21 protein-coding genes, 1 pseudogene and 2 riboswitches are annotated in these 22,679 nt (G+C 74.1%); of the genes and pseudogenes, 16 read left to right on the top strand and 6 right to left on the bottom strand.

The features are described from left to right. The first annotated feature begins 104 nt into the window (after window positions 1-104). Genes IF129_RS07080 through IF129_RS07060 form a run of 5 tightly spaced genes read left to right on the top strand, consistent with a single transcriptional unit; the run spans window position 105 to window position 4,798 of the window. A complete protein-coding gene (locus IF129_RS07080) occupies window positions 105-1,334 on the top strand; it encodes an ABC transporter substrate-binding protein (RefSeq protein WP_318153601.1) in 1,230 nt (409 codons plus the stop codon). Next, window positions 1,331-2,458 carry an iron ABC transporter permease gene (locus IF129_RS07075; protein WP_318153600.1) on the top strand — a complete coding sequence of 376 codons (1,128 nt, stop codon included), beginning with the start codon at window positions 1,331-1,333 and terminating at the stop codon, window positions 2,456-2,458. Before IF129_RS07080 ends, IF129_RS07075 begins: the two co-directional genes overlap by 4 nt. Continuing rightward, complete coding sequence (locus IF129_RS07070; RefSeq protein ID WP_191208610.1) at window positions 2,455-3,528, top strand: ABC transporter ATP-binding protein; 1,074 nt, start codon at window positions 2,455-2,457, stop codon at window positions 3,526-3,528. Before IF129_RS07075 ends, IF129_RS07070 begins: the two co-directional genes overlap by 4 nt. Continuing rightward, window positions 3,522-4,241: a (2Fe-2S)-binding protein gene (locus IF129_RS07065; RefSeq protein WP_191208609.1), complete on the top strand. Its 720-nt coding sequence runs from the start codon at window positions 3,522-3,524 to the stop codon at window positions 4,239-4,241. Before IF129_RS07070 ends, IF129_RS07065 begins: the two co-directional genes overlap by 7 nt. Beyond that, window positions 4,238-4,798, top strand: a complete 561-nt coding sequence (locus IF129_RS07060; protein WP_191208608.1) for a DUF7676 family protein — start codon at window positions 4,238-4,240, stop codon at window positions 4,796-4,798. Before IF129_RS07065 ends, IF129_RS07060 begins: the two co-directional genes overlap by 4 nt. A gap of 48 nt (window positions 4,799-4,846) precedes the next feature. Here IF129_RS07060 and metE read toward each other — a convergent pair whose 3' ends face one another. Together metE and IF129_RS07050 are read right to left on the bottom strand one after the other, a co-directional pair. Continuing rightward, window positions 4,847-7,171 carry a 5-methyltetrahydropteroyltriglutamate--homocysteine S-methyltransferase gene (metE, locus tag IF129_RS07055; RefSeq protein ID WP_191208607.1) on the bottom strand — a complete coding sequence of 775 codons (2,325 nt, stop codon included), beginning with the start codon at window positions 7,169-7,171 and terminating at the stop codon, window positions 4,847-4,849. Window positions 7,172-7,316: 145 nt separating this feature from the next. Beyond that, a riboswitch (cobalamin riboswitch) is annotated at window positions 7,317-7,543 on the bottom strand. A gap of 113 nt (window positions 7,544-7,656) precedes the next feature. Then, window positions 7,657-8,091, bottom strand: coding sequence for an acyl-CoA thioesterase (locus tag IF129_RS07050; RefSeq protein ID WP_318153598.1), 435 nt, complete (start codon window positions 8,089-8,091; stop codon window positions 7,657-7,659). 75 nt (window positions 8,092-8,166) lie between these two features. Beyond that, window positions 8,167-8,392: riboswitch (cobalamin riboswitch) on the bottom strand. Window positions 8,393-8,601: 209 nt separating this feature from the next. Here IF129_RS07050 and IF129_RS07045 point away from each other — a divergent pair. Further along, complete coding sequence (locus tag IF129_RS07045) at window positions 8,602-8,961, top strand: DUF5955 family protein (protein WP_224754487.1); 360 nt, start codon at window positions 8,602-8,604, stop codon at window positions 8,959-8,961. A gap of 47 nt (window positions 8,962-9,008) precedes the next feature. Here the strand turns inward: IF129_RS07045 and IF129_RS07040 are convergent, their stop codons facing one another. Beyond that, window positions 9,009-9,815 (bottom strand): IclR family transcriptional regulator, encoded by an 807-nt coding sequence (locus tag IF129_RS07040; protein WP_191208606.1) that lies wholly within the window; start codon window positions 9,813-9,815, stop codon window positions 9,009-9,011. Between the two features lie 316 nt (window positions 9,816-10,131). Between IF129_RS07040 and allB the strand changes: the two genes are divergently transcribed. From allB to IF129_RS26170, 9 genes are all read left to right on the top strand, one after another. After that, the gene (allB, locus tag IF129_RS07035) at window positions 10,132-11,487 is read left to right on the top strand and encodes an allantoinase AllB (RefSeq protein ID WP_191208605.1); all 1,356 of its coding nucleotides are present in this window, start codon (window positions 10,132-10,134) and stop codon (window positions 11,485-11,487) included. Next, the gene (gene alc, locus IF129_RS07030; RefSeq protein ID WP_191208604.1) at window positions 11,484-12,599 is read left to right on the top strand and encodes an allantoicase; all 1,116 of its coding nucleotides are present in this window, start codon (window positions 11,484-11,486) and stop codon (window positions 12,597-12,599) included. The genes allB and alc overlap by 4 nt, the downstream gene beginning before the upstream one ends. Window positions 12,600-12,722: 123 nt before the next feature. Beyond that, the gene (locus tag IF129_RS07025; RefSeq protein WP_381480657.1) at window positions 12,723-13,742 is read left to right on the top strand and encodes a sugar ABC transporter substrate-binding protein; all 1,020 of its coding nucleotides are present in this window, start codon (window positions 12,723-12,725) and stop codon (window positions 13,740-13,742) included. Next, the gene (locus IF129_RS07020) at window positions 13,739-14,770 is read left to right on the top strand and encodes an ABC transporter permease (RefSeq protein ID WP_191208603.1); all 1,032 of its coding nucleotides are present in this window, start codon (window positions 13,739-13,741) and stop codon (window positions 14,768-14,770) included. The genes IF129_RS07025 and IF129_RS07020 overlap by 4 nt, the downstream gene beginning before the upstream one ends. Continuing rightward, entirely contained in the window at window positions 14,767-15,606 is an 840-nt protein-coding gene (locus tag IF129_RS07015) for an ATP-binding cassette domain-containing protein (RefSeq protein WP_191208602.1), read from the top strand. The genes IF129_RS07020 and IF129_RS07015 overlap by 4 nt, the downstream gene beginning before the upstream one ends. Beyond that, window positions 15,606-16,781, top strand: a complete 1,176-nt coding sequence (locus tag IF129_RS07010) for an ROK family glucokinase (RefSeq protein WP_191208601.1) — start codon at window positions 15,606-15,608, stop codon at window positions 16,779-16,781. Before IF129_RS07015 ends, IF129_RS07010 begins: the two co-directional genes overlap by 1 nt. Continuing rightward, window positions 16,778-17,404: a hypothetical protein gene (locus IF129_RS07005; protein WP_191208600.1), complete on the top strand. Its 627-nt coding sequence runs from the start codon at window positions 16,778-16,780 to the stop codon at window positions 17,402-17,404. The genes IF129_RS07010 and IF129_RS07005 overlap by 4 nt, the downstream gene beginning before the upstream one ends. A 37-nt stretch (window positions 17,405-17,441) precedes the next feature. After that, window positions 17,442-18,140 carry an MBL fold metallo-hydrolase gene (locus IF129_RS07000; RefSeq protein ID WP_191208599.1) on the top strand — a complete coding sequence of 233 codons (699 nt, stop codon included), beginning with the start codon at window positions 17,442-17,444 and terminating at the stop codon, window positions 18,138-18,140. 33 nt (window positions 18,141-18,173) lie between these two features. Next, the gene (locus tag IF129_RS26170) at window positions 18,174-18,965 is read left to right on the top strand and encodes an exodeoxyribonuclease III (protein ID WP_318153597.1); all 792 of its coding nucleotides are present in this window, start codon (window positions 18,174-18,176) and stop codon (window positions 18,963-18,965) included. Window positions 18,966-19,018: 53 nt separating this feature from the next. Here the strand turns inward: IF129_RS26170 and IF129_RS06995 are convergent. Next, window positions 19,019-20,830 (bottom strand): annotated as a pseudogene (locus IF129_RS06995) (SGNH/GDSL hydrolase family protein); the annotation flags it as partial. Window positions 20,831-20,858: 28 nt separating this feature from the next. On the opposite strand from IF129_RS06995, the gene IF129_RS06990 reads away from it, so the two are divergent. After that, a complete protein-coding gene (locus tag IF129_RS06990; RefSeq protein WP_191208597.1) occupies window positions 20,859-21,299 on the top strand; it encodes a DUF6278 family protein in 441 nt (146 codons plus the stop codon). On the opposite strand, the gene IF129_RS06985 is transcribed toward IF129_RS06990, so the two are convergent. Next, on the bottom strand, window positions 21,275-22,066 hold the full coding sequence (locus tag IF129_RS06985; RefSeq protein WP_191208596.1) for a hypothetical protein: 792 nt from the start codon (window positions 22,064-22,066) through the stop codon (window positions 21,275-21,277). The genes IF129_RS06990 and IF129_RS06985 overlap by 25 nt on opposite strands. A gap of 11 nt (window positions 22,067-22,077) precedes the next feature. Further along, window positions 22,078-22,656 (bottom strand): DUF6328 family protein, encoded by a 579-nt coding sequence (locus tag IF129_RS06980; protein ID WP_224754486.1) that lies wholly within the window; start codon window positions 22,654-22,656, stop codon window positions 22,078-22,080. Window positions 22,657-22,679 lie beyond the last annotated feature (23 nt).

Below are 22,679 nucleotides of genomic sequence, written 5' to 3'. Positions count from 1 at the left end.
ACGTCCGAACCCCTCCCGAGCGCGACCGTGACCCGTCGGTCGTGCCCTCCCCGCGCGCCGCCCGGCCCTGTGGCGCGCCCTGACGCATGCCAGGAGCACCCTCAGTGTCCCGACAGAACGCCCTCCACCGTCGCCGTGCCCTCGCCGCCACGGCCCTCTTCGGCGCCATGAGCCTCACGCTCGGGGCCTGCGGGAGTGGCGGCACCGCATCCGAGTCCTCCGCCTCCGGCGCCGAGGACGGCGGCTGCATCACCGCATTCGACCCGGACAAGGACTACTTCCCCGACAAGTCCAACGTGGAGCACGCGAAGAACTTCACGCTGCGGTACGAGAAGAGCTACCAGGTCCTCACCGTCGAGGAGCCCTACCCCAAGGGCGACCCCGAGTCGTACGTCCTGGTCAAGTGCGGTGCGCCGAAGCCGGAACTGACCGGTGACCTCGCCGAGGCCCAGCAGATCACCACCCCGGTCAAGAGCCTGTACTCCGCCTCGACCACCCACCTGCCCCTGCTCACCGAGACGGACACCCTCGATGTGCTCACCGGGGTGGCGAACGGCGCGTTCGTGAGTTCGCCGGAGGTCCGCGAACGGGTGGAGTCGGGCCGCGTCGCCGAGTACGCCAAGGACAACTCGCTCGACGCCGAGCAGGTCATCGGAGCACAGCCGGACGTGCTGATGACGCAGGGCACGGACGATCCGCAGTACCCGAAGCTGCGGCAGGCGGGCATCGCGGTCGTCGCGAACGCCGAGTGGCTGGAGCCCAGCCCGCTCGGCCGCGCCGAGTGGGTCAAGGCGATGGCCGCGCTGACCGGGGCCGAGGAACGCGCGGCCGAGGTGTTCGACACCATCGAGAGCGACTACGACAAGGTCGCGGCGAAGGCCGCCTCGGCGGGGGACCCGGTGCGGGTCCTCCTCGGGTCGATGTACCAGGGCACCTGGAGCATGGCAGCCGGGCAGAGCTACGTCGGCCGGCTGATCAAGGACGCGGGGGGTACCTACCCGTGGGCGGGCGACACGGGGACCGGAAACCTTCAGCTGGCCTTCGAGGCCGTCTACGCCAAGGGCGGCGACGCCCGCGTCTGGCTGGTCGGCGAGCAGTGGAAGTCGACGGCCGAAGCGACGGAGGCCGACCGGCGCTACGGCGAGCTGGAGGCCGTGAAGAGCGGAGAGGTCTGGACGAACACCAAAGCCCAGGGCCCGGGCGGCGGCAACGACTTCTACGAGCGCGGTGTGCTGAGGCCCGACCTGGTCCTCGCGGACCTGTTCGCCATCCTGCATCCCGATCAGGCCGAGGGGCACACGTTCACCTTCTACGCCGAGGTGCCCGGGGCGTGAGGGCGCCGATCGCCGCACCGCCGGAGCCGGTACCGGCGGTTCCGGTCCCGGCGGCACCGGAACCGCCCGACCCCGTCGGGCCCGGCCGCCGCCGGTTCGCGGTGTTCTGCGTGCTCGCCGTGGGAACGGCGGTGCTCTTCGTGCTGACGATCGCGGTCGGCTCGTACCACGTTCCGATCGACGAGGTGCTGCGGGTCCTGTCCGGCGGCACGCCCTCCGATCCCCGGTGGGCCGTGATCGTCGAGGAGGTGCGGCTCCCCCGGGCGTTGACGGCCGCGGCGGTGGGCGCGGCGCTGGCCGTGGCCGGTGTCCAGATGCAGACGCTGTTCGGCAACGCGTTGGCCGACCCGTTCTCCCTCGGGGTGAGTTCGGGGGCCAGCATGGGCGTGGCGGCCGTGGTGGTCTCCACGGGGGGTGTCGCGGGGAGCTTCACCGGCGGGCTCGCGGGCCTGGGAAGGGTCGGCGTGATCCTGGCCGCCTCCCTCGGTGCGGGATGCGTCCTCGCGCTGGTGCTGCTGCTGTCGCGCTGGGTGCGGTCGGCGGTCACCCTGCTGGTGATCGGCGTGATGATCGGATCGGCGGCCACGGCGGTCGTCAGCGTGATGCTGGTCTACGCCCGCCCCGAGCGCGCCCAGCAGTTCGTGATCTGGGGTCTGGGCAGCTTCAGCGCCACGACCTGGCCCGATCTCGCGGTGATGCTCCCGGTGATCGGCGCGGGCCTCGTGGCGGCCCTGCTCACCGCCAAACGGCTGAACGCCCTGCTTCTCGGGGAGGACTACGCCCGCACCATGGGCCTGAACGTCCGACGCAGCCGCGACCTGGCCCTGTTGGGGACCTCCCTGCTGGCCGGTGCCGCGACCGCCTTCTGCGGCCCCGTCGCCTTCCTCGGCCTGGCCGTCCCGCACCTGACCCGCGTCGCCCTGGGCACCTCCGACCACCGTGCCCTGGTCCCCGCCTCCATGCTCGCCGGAGCGTTCCTCGCGCTGGCCTGTGCGCTGCTGAGCCAACCGCCCGGGACGGACGCCGTGCTGCCGCTGAACGCGATCACCTCGCTGTTCGGGGCGCCGGTCGTCATCACCTTCCTCATCCGCAGCCGTCGCGGCCTGCAAGGGGTCACCTCATGACCGACTCGACCATCGCCCCCCGCCCCGTCCCCCACCGGCCGGGGAAGCCGTCCCCGTCCCCCGGAGGACTCGCCGCCGCCGGCCTCACCGTCGGCTACCGGACGCGCTCCGCCTGGGGCCGCGGTGCACGGCACCCCGTCCTGGCGGACCTCGACCTCACCGCCCGGGCCGGTGAACTGACGGTGCTGCTGGGACCCAACGGCACCGGCAAGTCCACCCTGCTGCGCACCCTGTGCGGGCTCCTCCCCCCTCTTGCCGGAGACGTGCGCGTCGCGGGCCGGGACGTCGCCGAGGAGACACCCGCGGTGCTCGCCCGGCGGCTCGCCGTCGTCCTCACCGACCGCGTCGACGCCGGCCTGCTCTCCGCGCGGGAACTGGTCGGCCTGGGCCGTCACCCGCACACCGGCTTCACCGGCCGGTTGACGGCGGAGGACCACCGTGTCGTCCAGTGGGCTCTTGAGGCCGTGGGCGCCGCAGCGCTCGCCCACCGGCCGGCCGCCGAGCTGTCCGACGGTGAGCGGCAGCGGGTCCTCACCGCAAGGGCGCTCGCCCAGGAGCCCGACGTCGTGCTGCTGGACGAGCCGACGGCCTTCCTCGACGTGCCCTCCCGGGTCGCGCTCACCGTGCTGCTGCGCGACCTCGCCCGGGAACAGGGCCTCACCGTCGTCGTGAGCACCCACGACCTGGAGCTGGCCCTGCGGGTCGCCGACGCCGTCTGGCTGGTCGACCGCACGTCCCGGGTCCACACGGGTGCCCCCGAGGACCTGATCGTCAGCGGAGCCGTGGCCGCGGCCTTCGACGCCGAGCACCTGGCCTTCGACCCGCTCTCGGGGAGCTTCGGACTGCGCCGCGCGGCCCGCGCCACGGTCACCGTGGAATCCCCACCGCACCTGGGCCCCCTCCTGGAGCGCGCCCTCGCGCGCGAGGGCCTCACCGCCCTGCCCGGCCCGGCGGGTGAGGAGCCTCGGATCAGCGCCGACGAGCACGGCGATCTGACCCTGCGAGGCGACGGCGCGGCGCGCACCACCCGATCCTTCCACGAACTGACCCGGACGGTACGTACATGGTGAACCCGGCACGGACGACGCTGGACCAGGTCGCCGCCATCGGCCCGTACTTCGCCGTGAAGTGCGGTGAACAACCCGACGGCAGCCGGGGGTTCCGGCCGCTGACCGCGCTGTACACCGACGAGGACGCGCTGACGGCGTACGTCCGCGCGGTGGGTCGGCGCATCGGCACCGACCACCGCCGCGTGGCCGCCTCCACACTGCACCTGGGTACGGCATCGCGGCTCTGGTCGATCGCCCTCGGCTCAGCCGTCCTCACCGGCCGGGCCCCCGACCTGGACCCCGACCGGCTGTGGTGGCGCGCGCCCCCGTCCGGCCCGGCCGAACTGTGGCTCCCCGCCCCGCGCGAGCTGCCCCAGGAGACCGCCACCGCCCTGCACGACACCGTCGCCGTGCGCAACCTGCGCCCTTTCGCCGACGCCGTCCACCGCGTGTGCGGGGTCTCCCCGCAGATCCTGCGGGGCAACGCCGCATCGGCCCTCGTGGGCGCCCTGCGGGTGCTCCTCGCCCGCGCGCCGCAGTCCGGCCAGCGGGCCGTGCCCCTGGTCCGCGCTCTCCTCGGCCGTGAGCCGCTCACCGGCGCCGGCGTCCTCGACGTCGACCGCGACGAGGGGACCGTCGCCTTCCGCCGCCGCAGCTGCTGTCTCTACTACCGGGTGCCCGGCGCGGGCATCTGCGGCGACTGTGTTCTCCACACCAAGGAGCGATCCGCATGAGCGACCTGGAACCGGCCGTCGTGACGACCGAGAGCGGTGGCACCCAGCATGTCTGGGCCCTGCCGACGGACGAGGCCACCCTCCTCGACCTGATCACCACGGTCTTCACCGACCACTGGCGGCAGATCAACTTCGGGCCCATCATCGAAGGCGCCGCCTGGGAGGTCGGCGCCCCGTGCGCCCCGCGGGCCATCACCATGAACGACGGCTACGCCACCGTCGACTTCGGCGCCTGGCACTTCCACCTGTGCATCGGTGAACACACCGCCTCCGGCCCCGAACTCGGGCGCATCCGCCGCTGTTCACGCGCCGAGCTCTACCGGAGCATCGGCTCCGACGGCGCTCCCGTCAGCTGGGGACTGCGTCTGTTCAACGGTCGCGACGAGCAGACGATGACCGTCCTGCTGCCGAACCCGTTCCTGACGGACCGCCAAGACATCCGGGAATCGCCCGACTTCGGGCGCCTCACCGCCTGGGACGCGTTGCGCGCCCGCTTCCTGTCCCTCCCGCCCGATCCGCTCGACCGCACGGGCCGGGGTTTCGCGCACGCCGGCTGAACGCGTCCGTCGCCCCCGGCCCGGCGCACCGGACCGGGGGCGCCCCCTTCAGGAGGAGTGGGTGCGGAGGGCGGAGCGCACGGCCCGAGCGGCGTCCACCAGGTTCTCCAGGGAGGCTCGGACCTCGGGCCAGCCCCGGGTCTTCAGACCGCAGTCGGGGTTGACCCACAGCCGCTCCGGCGGAAGGGCCGCCAGCCCTTCGTGCAGCAGCCCGGCCACCTCGTCGGTGCCGGGCACACGCGGGGAGTGGATGTCGTACACACCGGGTCCGGCCGCACGGGGATATCCGGCCGAGGCCAGCTCCCGGGCGACCTGCATGTGAGAGCGTGCGGCCTCCAGGCTGATCACATCGGCGTCGAGAGCGTCGATGGCGGCGAGGATGTCGCCGAACTCCGCGTAGCACATGTGGGTGTGGACCTGCGTGTCGGGACGCACGCCGCCGGTGGTGAGCCGGAACGCCTCGGTGGCCCAGGCCAGGTAGGCGGGGCGGTCGGCAGCACGGAGCGGCAGGGTCTCGCGCAGGGCGGGTTCGTCGACCTGGATGACCGAGGTCCCCGCGGCCTCCAGGTCGTTCACCTCGTCGCGCAGGGCGAGGGCGACCTGGCGGGCGGTCTCGCCGAGGGGCTGGTCATCGCGGACGAAGGACCAGGCGAGCATGGTGACGGGCCCCGTGAGCATGCCCTTGACCGGGCGGTCGGTCAGCGACTGGGCGAAGCGGGTCCAGCGGGTCGTCATGGGTTCGGGGCGCGAGACGTCGCCGACGAGGATCGGCGGGCGGACGTAGCGGGTGCCGTAGGACTGGACCCAGCCGTGCCGGGTGGCGAGGTAGCCGGTGAGCTGCTCGGCGAAGTACTGCACCATGTCGTTGCGCTCGGGCTCACCGTGGACCAGGACGTCGACGCCGGTCTCCTCCTGGAAGGAGACCACCTCCCGGATCTCCGCCTCGACGCGCTTCTCGTACTCGGGCACGTCGGTCCGCCCCGCCCGCAGATCGGCGCGGGCGGTGCGCAGTCCGGTCGTCTGCGGGAAGGAGCCGATGGTGGTGGTGGGCAGCAGCGGCAGGCCGAGGTGGGCCCGTTGGGCGGCGGCCCGTTCGGCGTACGGCTGCGAGCGGCGGGCGTCGGCGGGGGTGACCGCGGCGGCGCGTGCCCGCACGGCGCGGACGTGTGTCATGGGAGAGCCCGCGCGGGAGGCCAGGTCGGCCCGGTTGGCGGCGAGTTCTGCCGAGATCGCGTCCGTTCCGTGCGCGAGTCCCTTGGCGAGGGTGGCGATCTCCCCGGTCTTCTGCCGGGCGAAGGCGAGCCAGCGCAGGATCTGCGGCTCGATGTCGTGTTCGGCCGCCGCGTCGAGGGGGACGTGCAGGAGCGAGCAGGAGGCGGAGACGTCCACCCGGTCGGCCAGACCCAGCAGGGTGCCGAGGGTGGCGAGCGACCGCTCCAGGTCGTCGGTCCAGATGTTGCGCCCGTTCACCACCCCGGCGACCAGGCGCTTCCCGGGCAGGCCGCCCGCGGCGGCGAGGGTGTCCAGGTTGGTGGCGGCCCGCTCGGTGAAGTCCAGGGCGAGCCCGTCGACGGGGGTTCTGGCCAGGACCGTGAGTGCGTCACCGAGCTGGTCGAAGTACGAGGCCACGAGGAGTTTCGGGCGGTCGCCCAGCCCTCCCAGGTGGCCGTAGGCCCGCTCAGCGGCGCCCAGTTCGGCGGGTGTGCGGTCCTGGACGAGGGCGGGCTCGTCCAGCTGTACCCACTTCGCCCCCACGGCCCGGAGCCGGGCGAGGATCTCCGCGTACACCGGCAGCAGCCGGTCGAGCAGCGTCAGCGGGTCGAAGTCCGCGGCCGCTCCCGGCGCGGACTTGGCGAGCAGGAGGTAGGTGACCGGGCCGACCAGCACGGGGCGGGCCGCGTGGCCCAGGGCGAGCGCCTCCTCCAGTTCCGCCACCTGCTTCCGGGGGTCGGGGGCGAAGACCGTGTCGGGGCTCAACTCGGGGACCAGGTAGTGGTAGTTCGTGTCAAACCACTTGGTCATCTCCAGTGGTGCCACATCCTGCGTGCCCCGCGCCATGGCGAAGTAGCCGTCCAGGGGGTCGGCGGCGACGGCCGCCCGATGGCGCTCGGGGATCGCACCCACCATGACACTCGTGTCCAGCACATGGTCGTAGTAGGAGAAGTCGCCCGTCGGGACCTCGTCGATCCCGGCGTCGGCCAGGCTCCGCCAGCTGTTCCGGCGGAGATCGGACGCGGTCCGGTGCAGCTCGGCGGCGGTGGTCCGCCCCCTCCAGTAGCCCTCGATCGCCTTCTTGAGCTCACGGTTCGCCCCCTGGCGGGGGTAGCCGTACACGGTGGCCCTCACTGCCGCGGCTGCGGACTGGGTTGTCACGGGTCTCTCCTTCGCGAGAACTCGTCATGGGCTCGGGGACCGGACGAGGACACGAAGGAAACGGCGATCGCGGCGAGGCCCCCCGGGGGAGCCCGCCTCTTCCGCCGACCCGCCCTCGAGGTCACCGAGATGTCCGTGCGCGTGTCCACACACACGGGCAGTGGCAGGTCTTCGGACTCGCGGGCGCGCCGGGTCCGTGGGCACGGACGAGGCACCTACTGGCCGTCGCTTCCCGGAACCGTGCGGCTCCAGTGCGTGTGACGGCGGTCGTTCCCGCTCACCGCTGCGGGGCAGTCCCGGATTCCCACCGGGTTCCCTCTTGCGACGCGTCTGCCTGGCGGGCAGGGCGAACCAGCTGCGTCGGTCAGTCTAGGGCCTGGTCCCGGCAACGGACCGTCCGGGCCGCCCAGGCGGGCCGTCACCTCCGCACGAGATGACGGCCCGTCATCGGGAACGGCGGCCGCTTCCGCCGGCCCTCACCGGAGTCAGGAGTCCTGTGCGGGGACGAGGGCGGGGACCCGGCGGGGCCTGCCCCCGGCGTCGATCGCGACGAACGTCACACGCGCCGTGGCCACCTCGGCGGCCGGCCCGGAGGCGTTCCAGCGCTCGGCGGTCACCCGGACCGCCGCGGTCATCGACGTCCGCCCGGCCCGCTCCAGTTCGGCCCGTACGCTCAGCAGGTCACCGGCACGCACCGGAGCCAGGAACGACATCCGGTCCACCGAGACGGTCACCGCCGGTCCGTCGGCATGACGCCCGGCGGCTGCCGCGCCGGCGTCGTCGATCAGCTTCATCACCACGCCGCCGTGAATGGTGCCGTACAGGTTGGTGTCGTGCTCGCTCATGATGTGGGCGAGCGTCACCTGGGAATCGGCCGGTGACTTGGCCTCGGTGCCCAGGACGACGGATGTCTCGGTCACGTCAACTCTCCTTCGCGAGTCGAGGGAAGGCCGGGCGGCGCACGGGTTCGCGCTCCCCGGCTCACCGTGCGCACGGTGAGCGCACGGGTAGCGGCAGGTCTTCGGACTCGCGGGCCGGCCGGTCGGGCGGACCAGGCATCTACTGTCCGTCGCTTCCCGGGACCCTCTCCTGGTCCCAGTGCTCGATGACGGAGGTCGTTCCCGCTCACCGCTGCGGGGCAGTCCCGGATTCCCACCGGGTTCCCTCTTGCGACGCCTCCCACCTGGCCGGTGGGGCGAACCGGCTACCGGGCCAGGTTATCCGCCGCCGAGCGCGGCCCGGTATCCGGGCCGGGCCCCGGGGTGGCCCACCGGCGCGCTCCCGGGTCGCTGGCCGATTTTCGCTTTGCGTATGGACTGATGAGCGGAGAGTGGCGTTAACTGTGTCACCCGCTCCTCGCGACGGTCCGCCGTGAGGGCGCCGACCGAGGCTGTCCCCGGCCCGGGGGCCCAGACGTTGCGAGGCGATGGATGGAACCGACAGCGGTACGGCCCCGCGCATTCTCCTCGACGGGGGCGGCCCGAGCGCCCCGGCCGACACCGGTGGTCCCGGCGGCCGACCCCCGGAAGGCAGCCCTGCTCTCCGCCGTCGTGCGGGTCCGCCGGGCCCTGGCCATCCACCCGGGCTGGCTCGCCGACCGGGAGGTGGCGGACGAGGAGCTGGCCCGGCTGGAGGCGGTGGCCGGAGCGGGCACGGTCGAGGTGGCGGCCCTGCGGCACGGGCTGCTGCTGGTGGTCGGGGCCCTGGGTTCGGTCAGCGCGCTGACCGAACCGCTGCGGGAACTGCGCGGCGCCGTCGCCCTGTTCGGCGAGCCCCCGGAGCGCTGCTGAGCCGTGCCGGCGCTCGGGGGGGGCTCGCCGTCCACGGGGCTCGGCCGTCAGCCGCCGTTGCCGTTCACCGGGGTGGTGGTGGCGAGTGCGTCGGCGAGTTCCCGGGCCACCTGCTGGAGCAGCGGCACGATCGTGTCGGTGGCCGTGTCGGTGACCCGGCCCGCCGGGCCCGAGACGGAGATGGCGGCGGCCGTGGGGGAGTCGGGCACCGGCACCGCGATGCAGCGGACGCCCATCTCCTGCTCGTTGTCGTCCAGGGCGTAGCCGCGTCGCCGGGTCAGCTCCAGGGCCTCCAGGAAGCCGTCCGGTGTGGTGATCGTGCGGTCCGTGGCGGCCGGCATCCCGGTGCGGGCGAGTAGGGCGCGCACCTCCTCGGCCTCGTGCCCGGCCAGGAGGGCCTTGCCGACGCCGGTGGAGTGCGGCAGCACGCGCCGCCCGACCTCGGTGAACATCCGCATCGAGTGCCGGGAGGGCACCTGGGCCACGTACACCGCCTCGTCGCCGTCGAGCAGGGCCATGTTCGCCGTCTCGCCCGTCTCCTCGACGAGCCGGGCCAGGTAGGGACGGGCCCAGGTGCCCAGGAGCCGCGACGCGCTCTCGCCGAGGCGGATGAGCCGGGGGCCGAGCGCGTACCGCCGGTTGGGCTGCTGGCGGACGTACCCGCAGGCCACCAGGGTGCGCATCAGGCGGTGGATGGTCGGCAGCGGCAGTCCGCTGCTGCCGGACAGCTCGCTCAGCCCGACCTCGCCGCCGGCGTCGGCCATCCGCTCCAAGAGGTCGAAGGCGCGTTCGAGGGACTGGACGCCCCCGGTGGCCGTGGGGGCGGAAGGGGTCTTGTGCTCGGACGGCGGCACGTGGCGGTTCCTTTCGGCCGGATGTGCCGCATGCTACCGGGCCCGGTGGCGGTCGGGTCGAGTGGTGGCGGTGCCGTCCACGTGCGCTAATCGCCGGTAGGGGCGGGTTTGTGCGCCTGCCCGGCCGGGGTGGCGCCGTCCCCGCCGGGTCGGGTCCTGGGTGGAGCTACATTCCGTGATGCGACATCACTTATCCATTTAGTGGAAACCTCCAAGGCGTGTCCGCGGTGCGGGCGGGGTGCCCGGCGGCCTTGACTCCGCTGCCCCGGAGAGGGAATCTTTCAACAGATCGTTGAAATTCGCGAAGGAGGGCCGATTGACCGCCACCCCGTCCCACGCCGACCTCGTCCTGCGCTCACGACGCGTCGTCACCCCTGAGGGGACGCGCCCCGCCGCCGTGGCCGTCACCGACGGCCGCGTCACCGCCGTCCTGCCGCACGGCGCCGCGCTCCCGGCCGGGGCACGCCTCGTCGACGTCGGCGACGACGCGCTGCTCCCGGGCCTCGTGGACACCCACGTCCACGTCAACGACCCCGGGCGCACCGAGTGGGAGGGGTTCTGGACGGCGACGCGGGCGGCGGCGGCCGGCGGCATCACCACCCTCCTCGACATGCCGCTCAACAGCCTCCCGCCCACGACCACCGCCGCCCACCTCGCCGTCAAGCGCGCGGTGGCCCGGGACAAGGCGCACGTCGACACCGGCTTCTGGGGCGGCGCCGTCCCCGGCAACCTGGGCTACCTGCGCCCGCTGCACGAGGCCGGGGTGTTCGGCTTCAAGTGCTTCCTCTCGCCGTCCGGCGTCGAGGAGTTCCCCGAGCTGGACGCGGCCCGGCTCGAAGCCGCGCTCACCGAGATCGCCGCCTTCGACGGCCTCCTCATCGTGCACGCCGAGGACCCCGGCCACCTGAGCGGCGCGCCGCAGCCGCACGGCCCGCGCTACGCGGACTTCCTCGCCTCCCGACCCCGCGCGGCGGAGAACGACGCGATCGCCCTCCTGATCGACCTCGCCCGCAGGCTCGACGCCCGGGTGCACGTGCTGCACCTGTCCTCCTCCGACGCGCTGCCGATGATCGCCGCCGCCCGGCGCGAGGGCGTCCGGATCACCGTCGAGACCTGCCCCCACTTCCTCACCCTCACCGCCGAGGAGGTGCCGGACGGCGCCACCGAGTTCAAGTGCTGCCCGCCCATCCGCGAGCGGGGGAACCAGGACGCGCTGTGGGCCGGGCTGGCCGAGGGCACCATCGACTGCGTCGTCTCCGACCACTCGCCCTGCACCACCGACCTCAAGGTCCCCGACTTCGGCCGGGCGTGGGGCGGCATCTCCTCCCTCCAGCTCGGCCTGCCCGCCGTGTGGACGGCGGCCCGCGCACGCGGCCACGGGCTGGACGACGTCGTGCGCTGGATGTCCGCCGCCCCGGCGGCGCTGGCCCGCCTCGACGGGGACAAGGGCGGCATCGCCGTCGGACGCCACGCCGACTTCGCCGTCCTGGCCCCCGAGGAGACCTTCACCGTCGACCCGGCCGCACTCCACCACCGCAACCAGGTCACCGCCTACGCGGGCAGGACGCTGCACGGCGTCGTCCGGTCCACCTGGCTGCGCGGCGAGCAGATCACCGACCACGGCCGCACCACCGCCAAAGCCGGCCGACTCATCGAGAGGACCACCGCATGACCGCCCTGCCCCGCTTCACCGGCGACGCGAGCCCCTACGGCGGCGGTGACCCCTACGCGGACTACCGCACCGCGGACTTCCCCTTCACCACCTTCGCCGACCTCGCCGACCGTCGGCTGGGGGCCGGCGTCATCGCCGCCAACGACGAGTTCTTCGCCCAGCGCGAGAACCTGCTGATCCCCACGCCCGCCGTGTTCGACCCCGAGCACTTCGGCCACAAGGGCAAGATCATGGACGGCTGGGAGACCCGCCGCCGCCGCGGCTCCATCGCCGACGTCCCGCACCCGGCCGACGACGACCACGACTGGGCCCTCGTCCGCCTCGGCGCGCCCGGCGTGATCCGCGGCATCGTCGTGGACACCGCCCACTTCCGCGGCAACTACCCGCAGTCCGTCTCGATCGAGGCCACCTCCGCGCCGCTGTCCGCCGCGCCGGAGGACCTGCTGGCCGACGACGTGAAGTGGACGGTCCTCGTCCCGCGCACCCCCGTCGGCGGGCACGCGGCCAACGGCTTCGCCGTCGACGCCGAGCAGCGCTTCACCCACCTGCGGGTCAACCAGCACCCCGACGGGGGCATCGCCCGGCTCCGGGTGCACGGCGAGGTGCTCCCCGACCCGGCGTGGCTGGCCGCCCTCGGCACGTTCGACGTCGTCGCCCTGGAGAACGGCGGCGCGGTGCTGGACGCCTCCGACCGCTTCTACTCCCCGGCCACCCACACCATCAACCCGGGCCGCTCGCAGAAGATGGACGACGGCTGGGAGACCCGCCGCCGCCGCGACCAGGGCCACGACTGGATCAGCTACGCGCTGACGGGGCAGGCCCGCATCCGCGCCGTCGAGATCGACACCGCCTACCTCAAGGGCAACGCCGCCGGCTGGGCCGCCCTCGTCGGCAAGGACGGCGAGGACGGGGAGTGGGTCGAGCTGCTGCCGCGCACCCGCCTCCAGCCGGACACCGTCCACCGGTTCCTGCCGACGGACGCCCCGGCCGTCACCCACGTCCGCCTGGACATCTTCCCCGACGGCGGCATCTCCCGGCTGCGCCTCTTCGGCTCCCTGACGCGGGACGGCGCGGCGGCGCTCGACGCCCGCCACCGCCACCTGGGCGGCTGAGCCCCGGCGGGCCCCGCGCCCCGGCGCGGAGGCCCGCCCCGCCCCCTTCCGCCCGTGACCGTTGTCCGATACTTGTGCGGTTCGACCGTCATACGGGGATCGCGAGTGAAGGGCTGGGCTCAGGTGGCCAGGGAGACAGGGTTCCGCAGGCGCGCGGCGGGGGTGGTGGCCGCCGTGCTGACCCTCGCGGTGTCGCTCGCCGGGTGCAGCAGCACCGGCGGCAAGCGGGCCGAGGAGGAGCGCGCCCGGCAGGCGGCCGGGGGGAGCGCCGCCGTGGACACCCCGCGCTGGACGGTCGCGATGGTCACCCACTCCGGCGACGGCGACACGTTCTGGGACATCGTGCGCTCCGGCGCCGAGCAGGCCGCCGTCAAGGACAACATCGAGTTCCTGTACTCCCACGACGACGACGCGGGGCAGCAGGCCCAGCTCGTCCAGGCGCGCATCGACCAGCGCGTGGACGGGCTGATCGTCACCCTCGCCAAGCCCGACGCCCTGCGCGACGTCGTCCGCAAGGCCGCCGACGCCGGCATCCCCGTCGTCACGATCAACTCCGGTCAGGCCCACTCCGCCGACGTCGGCGCGCTCGCGCACATCGGCCAGGACGAGGTGACCGCCGGCGAGGCCGTCGGCACCGAACTGAACGAGCGGGGCCGCACGAAGGCCGTGTGCCTGCTGCACGAGCAGGGCAACGTCGGCCACGAGGAGCGCTGCGAGGGGGTCCGCAACACCTTCGACGGCACGCTGGAGAGCCTCTACGTCGACGGCACCTCCATGCCGTCCGTGCAGTCCTCGCTGGAGGCCAAGCTCCAGTCCGACCGCGCGGTGGACTCCGTCGTCGCACTCGGCGCCCCCTTCGCCGCCACCGCCGTGCGGGCGGCCGAGCAGGCCGGCAGCGACGCCGAGATCGCCACCTTCGACCTGAACTCCCAGGTCGTCGACGGCCTGCGGGACGGCGGCATCACCTTCGCCGTCGACCAGCAGCCCTACCTCCAGGGCTACGAGGCCGTCGACCTGCTGTGGCTGTACCGCTACAACGCCACCATGCTCGGCGGCGGCCTGCCGGTCCTCACCGGGCCGCAGATCCTCACCGGAGACGACGCCGAGGCGCTGGCCGCGTACACCGAGCGGGGCACCCGATGACGGCCGCCGCCACCGAGGCCGCCGTCCGCCGGAGGCCGGGGCACGCCCTGTTCGCCCGACCGGAGCTGGGTTCGGTCGTCGGCGCGGTCGCCGTCCTCGTCTTCTTCGCGGTGGTCGCCGACAGCTTCCTGCGCCCGGCCGGGCTCTCCACGGTCGTGTACGCGGCGTCCACGATCGGGATCATGGCCGTCCCGGTCGCGCTGCTCATGATCGGCGGCGAGTTCGACCTGTCCACCGGGGTGATGGTCACCACCTCGGCGCTGGTCTCCTCGATGGTCAGCTACCAGCTGACGGCCAACGTGTGGGTCGGCGTCGGGGTGTCCCTGCTGGCCACCCTCGGCGTCGGCCTCTTCAACGGCTGGATGCTGACCCGCACCGGCCTGCCCAGCTTCATCATCACGCTGGGCACCTTCCTCATGCTCACCGGGCTGAACCTGGGCGCCACGAAGCTGATCTCCGGGACCGTCTCCACCCCCTCGATCGCCGACATGGAGGGGTACGGGAGCGCCGGCGCCCTGTTCGCCTCGCAGCTCACCTTCGGCGACGACGTCCGCCTGCGCGTCACCGTCCTGTGGTGGCTCGGGCTGACGGCCCTGGCCACCTGGGTGCTGCTGCGCACCCGGGCCGGCAACTGGATCTTCGCGGTGGGGGGCGACGCCGAGGCCGCGCGCGCCGTCGGCGTCCCCGTCGCCCGCACGAAGATCGGCCTGTACCTCGGGGTGGCGCTGTGCGCCTGGATCCTGGGGCAGCACCTGCTGTTCACCTACGGCGTCGTCCAGTCCGGGGAGGGCGTCGGCAACGAGCTGATCTACATCGCCGCCGCCGTCATCGGGGGGTGCCTGCTCACCGGCGGCTACGGCTCGGCGGTCGGCGCCGCCGTCGGCGCGCTGATCTTCGGCATGACGAGCAAGGGCATCGTCTACGCGCAGTGGGATCCGAACTGGTTCACGTTCTTCCTCGGCGCGATGCTCCTGCTCGCCACGCTGCTCAACGCCTGGATCCGCCGCCGTTCGGAGGCCACCGCATGACGTCCGCCGAGACCGGGGCCGTCGCCGTGCCCTCCGCCGACGCACCGCTCCTCGCGCTGGAGGAGGTGGCCAAGTCCTACGGGAACGTCCGCGCCCTGCACGGCGTCTCCCTCACGGTGGAACCCGGTAGCGTGACGTGCGTCCTGGGCGACAACGGCGCCGGGAAGTCCACCCTCATCAAGATCGTCTCCGGGCTGCACCGGCACGACGGCGGTCGCTACCGCATCGACGGGCGGGAGGTGCGGCTCGGCTCGCCCCGCGAGGCGCTGGACGCCGGGATCGCCACCGTCTACCAGGACCTCGCCGTCGTGCCGCTCATGCCGGTGTGGCGCAACTTCTTCCTGGGCTCCGAGCCGCACACCGGCCGCGGCCCGTTCCGCCGCCTGGACGTGAGGGCCATGCGGGCCGCGACCCGCGACGCCCTGCGCCGCATGGGCATCGACCTGCGGGACGTCGACCAGCCGATCGGCACGCTCTCGGGCGGCGAGCGGCAGTGCGTCGCCATCGCCCGGGCCGTCCACTTCGGGGCCCGCGTCCTCGTGCTGGACGAGCCGACGGCCGCGCTCGGCGTCAAGCAGTCCGGCACCGTGCTGAAGTACGTCGCCGCGGCGCGGGACGAGGGCCTCGGTGTCATCCTGATCACGCACAACCCGCACCACGCGTACCTCGTCGGGGGCCGTTTCGTGCTCCTCCAGCGGGGAGCGATGGCCGGTTCGTACGCCGCCGACGAGATCGGCCTGGACGAGCTGACCCGGCAGATGGCCGGCGGCTCCGAGCTGGACGAGCTTCGCCACGAGCTCCGCCACGACCCCAGGGGTGAGGCACAATCGAGCTGATGAGTACGTACCGTGACCGCACCGCCCACGGCTCGACGCGGGCCACCGTCCTGCGCACCGTCGCCACGCGGGGCACGGCGGGGGTGCGGGAGCGGCGGTCGCACCTCTCCGCGCCCCGGGTGCCCACCGTCGGCATCGACATCGGCGGCACGAAGGTCATGGCGGGCGTGGTGGACGCCGAGGGCACCATCCTGGAGAAGGTCCGCACGGAGACGCCCGACAAGTCCAAGAGCCCCCAGGTCGTCGAGGACGTGATCACCGAGCTGGTGCTCGACCTCTCCGACCGGCACGACGTGCACGCCGTGGGCATCGGCGCCGCCGGCTGGGTGGACGCCGACCGCTCCCGGGTGCTCTTCGCCCCGCACCTGGCCTGGCGCGACGAGCCCCTGCGCGAGGCGCTCCAAGCCCGGCTGGCCGTGCCCGTCATGGTGGACAACGACGCCAACACCGCCGCCTGGGGCGAGTGGCGCTTCGGGGCGGGCCGGGACGAGGACCACCTCGTCATGATCACCCTCGGGACGGGGATCGGCGGCGCCATACTGGAGGACGGCCGCGTCAAGCGCGGCAAGTACGGGGTGGCGGGGGAGTTCGGGCACATGCAGGTCGTGCCCGCCGGGCACCGCTGCCCCTGCGGCAACCGCGGCTGCTGGGAGCAGTACAGCTCCGGCAACGCCCTGGTCCGCGAGGCCCGCGAGCTCGCGGCGGCCGACTCCCCGGTCGCCCACAACATCATCGACCGCGTCGGCGGGCAGATCGGCGACATCACCGGACCGCTCATCACCGACCTCGCCCGCGAGGGGGACGCGATGTGCGTGGAGCTGTTCCACGACATCGGCCGCTGGCTCGGCATCGGCCTCGCCAACCTCGCCGCCGCGCTCGACCCCTCCTGCTTCGTCATCGGCGGCGGCGTCAGCGCGGCCGACGACCTGCTGATCGATCCGGCGCGCGACGCGTTCCACCGTCACCTCACCGGGCGCGGCTACCGGCCCGAGGCACGGATCGTCCGGGCCGAGCTCGGGCCGGAGGCGGGGCTGGTCGGCGCCGCCGACCTCGCCCGGCTGGTGGCCCGCCGCTTCCGGCGGGCCACCCGCCGCCGGCTGGAGCGCTACGAGCGGTACGAGCGGGCCGCCGCCCAGCTGGGGCTCACCCCGCGCAACCGGGAGGTGAGCCGGTGAGCCCCGCGAACCGGTCCGAGGACCGCCCGGAGGAGCCGGACGCACACGACCCGGCCGCCGCCGACCCGCCCGCGGCCGGCCCGGCCGGAGCGGGCCCCGGCGCGCCGGTCCGTCCGCACCGCCGCTGGCGGGTCGCCGTCGTGGTGGCGCTGCTCATCGCCGTCCCGGCGGGCTACCTCACCCTTTCGGCCTACCAGAGCCGGGACAGTGGCAAGGACAAGCAGGCGGTGGCCTCCGCCACCGGGCTGGAGTGGCGCTGGCCGCGCAAGGTGACCCGGCGCGTCTTCGAGGTGCGCATCCCCCGGGGGTCGACCTACGTGGGCTACTACGAGAAGAACGCCTGGGAGACCAGCAGCCTCTACGTGCAGTTCCGCACCTCTCCCGAGGATCTGGAGTGGTTCCTCGGCGAGCTGGGCACGACGCCCGCCGCGCTCCGGCCGGGCGCCGACGCCGTCTCGCGGGAGCAGGCCGAGGAGGTCGGCTGGCGGCTGGACGAGCCGGGGCGCGACTACGCGGGCCTCACCGTGGACCTGCCCGGCACCCGCCCGGCGGTCGCCGTCACCGTCGACCGGACCCGCCCCGAGCGCCCGCAAGTCCACGTGGTCTCCACCGCCACGTTCTGACGGCCCGTCCGGTCCGCCGGTAGCACAATGGCGAACCATGAAGCTGACCAAACAAGGACACGCCTCGGTACGGCTGGAACGCGACGGGCGGACGCTCGTCATCGACCCGGGCGGCTTCAGCGAGCCCGAGGCCGCACGCGGCGCGGACGCCGTCCTCGTCACCCACGAGCACCCCGACCACTTCGACGAGGGCCGGCTGCGGACGGCGCTGGAGGCCAACCCGGCGGCCCGGATCTGGACGCTCGCCGCCGTCGCGGAGCGGCTCTCGGCGGCCTTCCCCGGCCGCGTGCACACCGTCGGGCACGGGGACACCTTCGAGGCCGCCGGTTTCGAGGTCGAGGTGCACGGCCGGCTGCACGCCGTCATCCACCCCGACATCCCGCGCGTCACGAACGTCGGCTACCTGGTGCACGGCGCCTCGGGGGCGGCGGAGGGCACCGCCCGGGAGGAAGCCACCGCCGGAGAGGAGACCGTCTTCCACCCCGGGGACGCGTTGACCGTGCCCGGCCGTCCCGTCGGGACCCTGCTGCTGCCGCTGCACGCGCCGTGGAGCAAGTTCTCCGAGATCGTCGACTACGTCCGGGAGGTCGCCCCGCACCGCGCGTTCGACGTGCACGACGGGCTGCTGGCCGATCCGGGCCTCGCCGTGTACGGGCGCATGCTCGGCCCGGCCGGGCCCGGTCTCGGCGGGGCCGAGCACGTCCGGCTGGCGCCGGGGGAGGCCGCGCGGGTGTGAGCGCTGTCGGTGGCGGCGGGTAGGTTGAGCACCATGGCTACGCGCATCGCCACCTGGAACATCAACGGGATCAACACCCGCATCGAGCGGCTCTCGGCCTGGCTGGAGGCCACCGCGCCCGACGTCCTGTGCCTGCAGGAGCTCAAGTGCACGGCGGAGCAGTTCCCCGCCGAGGCGCTGCGCGATCTGGGCTACGAGGCGGCCGTCCACGCGGACGGGCGGTGGAACGGCGTGGCGGTCCTCTCCCGCGTCGGCGTCGAGGAGCCGGTGATCGGGCTGCCGGGCGGCCCGGAGTTCGAGGGCAAGCAGGAGCCGCGCGCGGTGTCCGCCCTGTGCGGCGGGGTGCGGGTGTGGTCGGTCTACGTGCCCAACGGCCGCGAGGTCTCCCACCCGCACTACGCCTACAAGCTGCGCTGGCTGGAGGCGCTGCGGGAGGCCGCCGGGCAGGAGGCGGGCGGCGAGCGGCCGTTCGCGGTCCTGGGCGACTTCAACATCGCCCCGACCGACGAGGACGTATGGGACATCGCCCAGTTCGAGGGCGCCACCCACGTCACCGAGGCCGAGCGGGCCGCGCTCGCCGCCCTGCGCGCCACCGGGCTCGACGACGTCCACCCGCGCCCGCTGAAGTACGACGTGCCGTTCACGTACTGGGACTACCGGCAGCTCTGCTTCCCCAAGAACCGCGGCATGCGGATCGACCTCGTCTACGGCAACGCGCCCTTCCGGTCGGCCGTGACGGACGCCTGGGTGGACCGCGAGGCGCGCAAGGGCAAGGGCCCCTCCGACCACGCCCCCGTCGTCGTCGACCTGGACCCCGCCGCGTAGTCCGCCGCGTCCGGGGGAGCCGTCCGCGAGGGCGCCCGGCGGTCGGCCGCGCGCGGTGGCAGCAGGGACAGGTCGACCGACTCGCCGAGGGCGCGCAGGCCCGCGTCGCCGGGGTGGAGGTGGTCGCCGCTGTCGTAGGCGGGCAGCAGCCGCTCGGGCGCGTCCGGGTCGCGCAGGACGGCGTCGAAGTCCAGCACGGCGTCGAACGTGCCGCGATCCGCGCGCAGTGCGGCGTTGACCTCCTGGCGGGCCCGTTCCACGGCCGGTGTGCAGTCCGGCCAGCCGCCACAGGGCGTGAGGGTGGCGACCAGCACCCGCAGCCCCCGGGCCCGCGCCCGGTCGGCGACGGCGCGCAGCCCGGTCAGGAGGTCCGCCGCCGACGTCCCGTGGCGCAGGTCGTTGATGCCCTCGAAGACGACGACCGTGCGCACGCCCGGCTGGTGCAGCACGTCGCGGTCCAGCCGGTGCTGGGCGCTGACCCCGCCGGTGTCGGAGCTGATCCCGTCCCCGTCGTAGCGGTCGGTGACGACGCGGTTGGCGGAGATGCCGTGGTTGAGCACGCCGTACGCGGGCACGTCGCGGGCCGCCGCCAGCCGCCGGGCCAGCACGTTCGGCCAGCGCCGGTCGGTACCGGGGGTGGAGCCGGTGCCGTCGGTGATGGAGTCCCCGAGGGTGACCACCGCGCCGGGCCCGCCGCGCACGTCCACCCCGGTGAGGAACGGCCAGGTGGTGGGCCCGGTCCGGAACCCCGTGCCGTCCGCCCCGAGCGTGAGGTCGCCGGCGCCGTCGGCGGAGGTGTAGGAGCGTTGCAGGGCCTTGGCGTGCACGGGTGCCGCTGCGACGGTGCCCGGCAGGTGGAGGCTGACGAGCAGGGACGACGTCGGGGGTACCGGCAGGTCCACCGGGTCGCTGACGGCCTGTCCGCCGGCGGGCAGGCGCACGCCGGCACGGCCGCCGAACCGCAGCGGCACCGGGCGCTCGCGCGGTGCCGCCCCCGCTCCGCGTACCGCGACGGAGACCGCCCCGACGTCCACCGGGAGCGCGCCGAAGGTGTTGGCGAGCCGGACGCGCACCCGTGTGCCGCCCGTGCTGGCGGGGACGACGAGCCGCAGGGTCCGGTCCGTCCAGGGGCCCACCGCCGTGTAGCCGGACGTGCTCGCCGCCCAGGTGCCCGTCCAGCCCCGCGCCGCCCGCTGGAGGGCCAGGTCGAAGACGTGCAGGTCCGCGTCGGGCCCGGGGTCGTCGGGCAGCCGCACGGCGACGGCCGGGCGATCGCCGCGCAGTGGGACCGTGACGGCGTACAGCCGCACGGTCTCGGCGCGGGAGCCGGTGGCCGTGTTGCGGTGCGGCAGCGCGACCGCCGCGACGGAGGCCGGGCCGCCGCGCCAGTCACCGGCGGACAGGACGTGGTCCGAACGGGAGCCGTCGGCGTACCGGACGGTGCCGGGGAGGCGCAGCTCCGCGCCGGGGCCGTGCGGTGAGGTGGCCGCCACGAGGAGGGACAGGGCGTCCCCCGCCCCGTCCAGCCGCACCCACTGGCCGTCGGCCACGACATTGTCGGGGGTGCCGGGGGTGCCGGGACGGGGCGCCGTCAGCCGGGCGCCGCCGAGGTCGAGCGGGGCGCCGGGCGTCCACCCGGCGGCGGAGAGGTCCTGCGCCGAGAAGGAGTTGCCCGCCCCGTCGAGGTCGGCGGCTCCCGGAGCGCGGTCGTCGCTGATGCCCCGGTTGTCGAAGTGCTCCCGCAGTTCACGCGCCGGGGGCGGCTCGGCGCCCGCCGTCGCGGTGGTGAGGCCCGAGCCGGTCAACGTCAGGCAGCAGACGAGGGCGGCGACCACCCCGGGGCCGCCGCGTGCCGGTGGTGTCATGGCGACGCCGGGTGCGACCCTTAAGCGCATGAACATCCCCTTCCTGGACAGCTGGCGCAAGCGGCACGGCATGGCGCGCGGCGTCGCCGTGTTCGGAGGCGGCGAACGCGATCCCGAGGGAATGGCCGAACTGCTGGCCGAGGCCGACCTGCTGCGCGGCCAGGCGGCGGACAGCGGCGTCCGCCTGGACGACAGCCCGGCGTCCCTGGAAGCGCTCGACCAACTGCTCCCGCGCTGGCGTGACGACCCGGAAACCATGACCTGGCTGGGTAACGACGCGGGGCTCTATCTGGGTACGGTCATCGTCCGCCGGGTGACCGGTGCGCGGTGGCGGGTGTGGCCGAACGGCCAGCCGGTCGTGCGGCTCGACTCGGGGCGGGAGGTCGACGTCGTCGGCATCGGGCACGCCTGGGCCAGCGGCGGCACCCCCGAGCTCTCCCAGGTCTACGCCGAGGCGGCCGAGTCCTGAGCCGAGCCCTCGGCCACGTCGCCGTCCTCCGTGCCGTCCTGCCCGGCGGGCGCGGGGGCGGGCGTCAGGGCCGCCCGGGTGACGTCGCCGACGACCTCGACGACGTCGGGCCCGTACGCGGCGGAGCTGACGACCTTCAGCAGCAGGCAGAACGTTCCCGTGCCGCCGTGCTTGCGGGCCAACCGCTTGTGGTGCCGGGCGAGATGACGTGCGGCGGCCTGGTTGGAGACCGAGGTCTGCCCGCAGATGAGGAAGACCGGGCGCATGTCCGCCTCGGGGGCCAGCCGGGCCAGCAGGACGTACTCCACGGCCCCCTTGCGCGGCCGGTGGCTCTCGCCGCCGATGGTGTAGGTGCCGTGGCCCGGCTCCCGGTGGGGGCCCGCCTGGATGTGCACGCCCGGCAGCAGGGCTTCCAGATGCGCGGCCGTGCGCGGGTTGGAGACGGGCCCGCCGATGCAGAACTCCGTGCGCTCGCCGAAGCCCTGCCGCGCGTCGTGGGCGGTCAGCACCCGCAGCTGCGCGCCGCAGTCCTTGATCAGCGACGTCACCTCCAGCAGCGCGAAGACGTCGCCGCGTGCGACGGCGCCCTCCGCAGCGGGGTCGCGGTTGACCACCAGAACGCTCTCGGAGTGGTCGGGCAGGCCGAAGAACCGCTGCTTGCGGCGCAGCGCCCGACGCCACAGGAAGGCGCGGAAGGACCAGCCGATCGCGGCGCCGAGTCCCGTGGCGGCCACACCGAGTACGAGTTCGCGCAGGGAGTCGTCCATGGCCGCGCAGCCTAGCGCCGTCGGGGCGTTTGTTCGACGGCCGGGGGTGCGGCGCCGGCGCCCTCGCTCCGCCGGCGGCTGCGGGCCCACGCGGGGAGCACGAACCAGCACAGGACGAACCAGCTGAAGACGGCCGCGACGATGCCGACCGCCCACGGGCCGCCGAGGACCACCCGCAGGATCAGCAGCAGCGCGCAGGTCACCGTGCACAGCAGCAGGAACAGTCCGGTGACGGTGAGTCGCGCCGCCCACTCCACGGTCTGCGGCTTCATCCGGTGCCCGGTCACGAAGCGGTGCAGGGAGACGGGGGCGATCAGCGCCCCGGTGGCCGAGGCGCCCAGCACGACGGTGACGACGAAGATCGCCACGTCCACGTCGCCCAACTCCGTGAAGCGCTGGGTGAAGACGATGCTCAGCAGGAAGGCCAGCAGGATCTGCACGCCCGTCTGCGCGACCCGCACCTCCTGGAGCAGTTCGACCCAGCGCCGGTCGGCGCGCTCCTCCTCCGTCTCGCTGCGGCCGCGCGGCAGGACCGGGCCGTCCTCCCCTCTGTCGGCCCGTATGCTCCGCTCGCTTCCGCTGACGGCCATGGAAGCCCCTCCTGACATCCGGT

Source organism: Streptomyces chumphonensis (assembly GCF_014779715.1).
GTDB lineage: Bacteria > Actinomycetota > Actinomycetes > Streptomycetales > Streptomycetaceae > Streptomyces > Streptomyces chumphonensis.
This window is presented reverse-complemented; position numbering and strand designations above follow the sequence as displayed.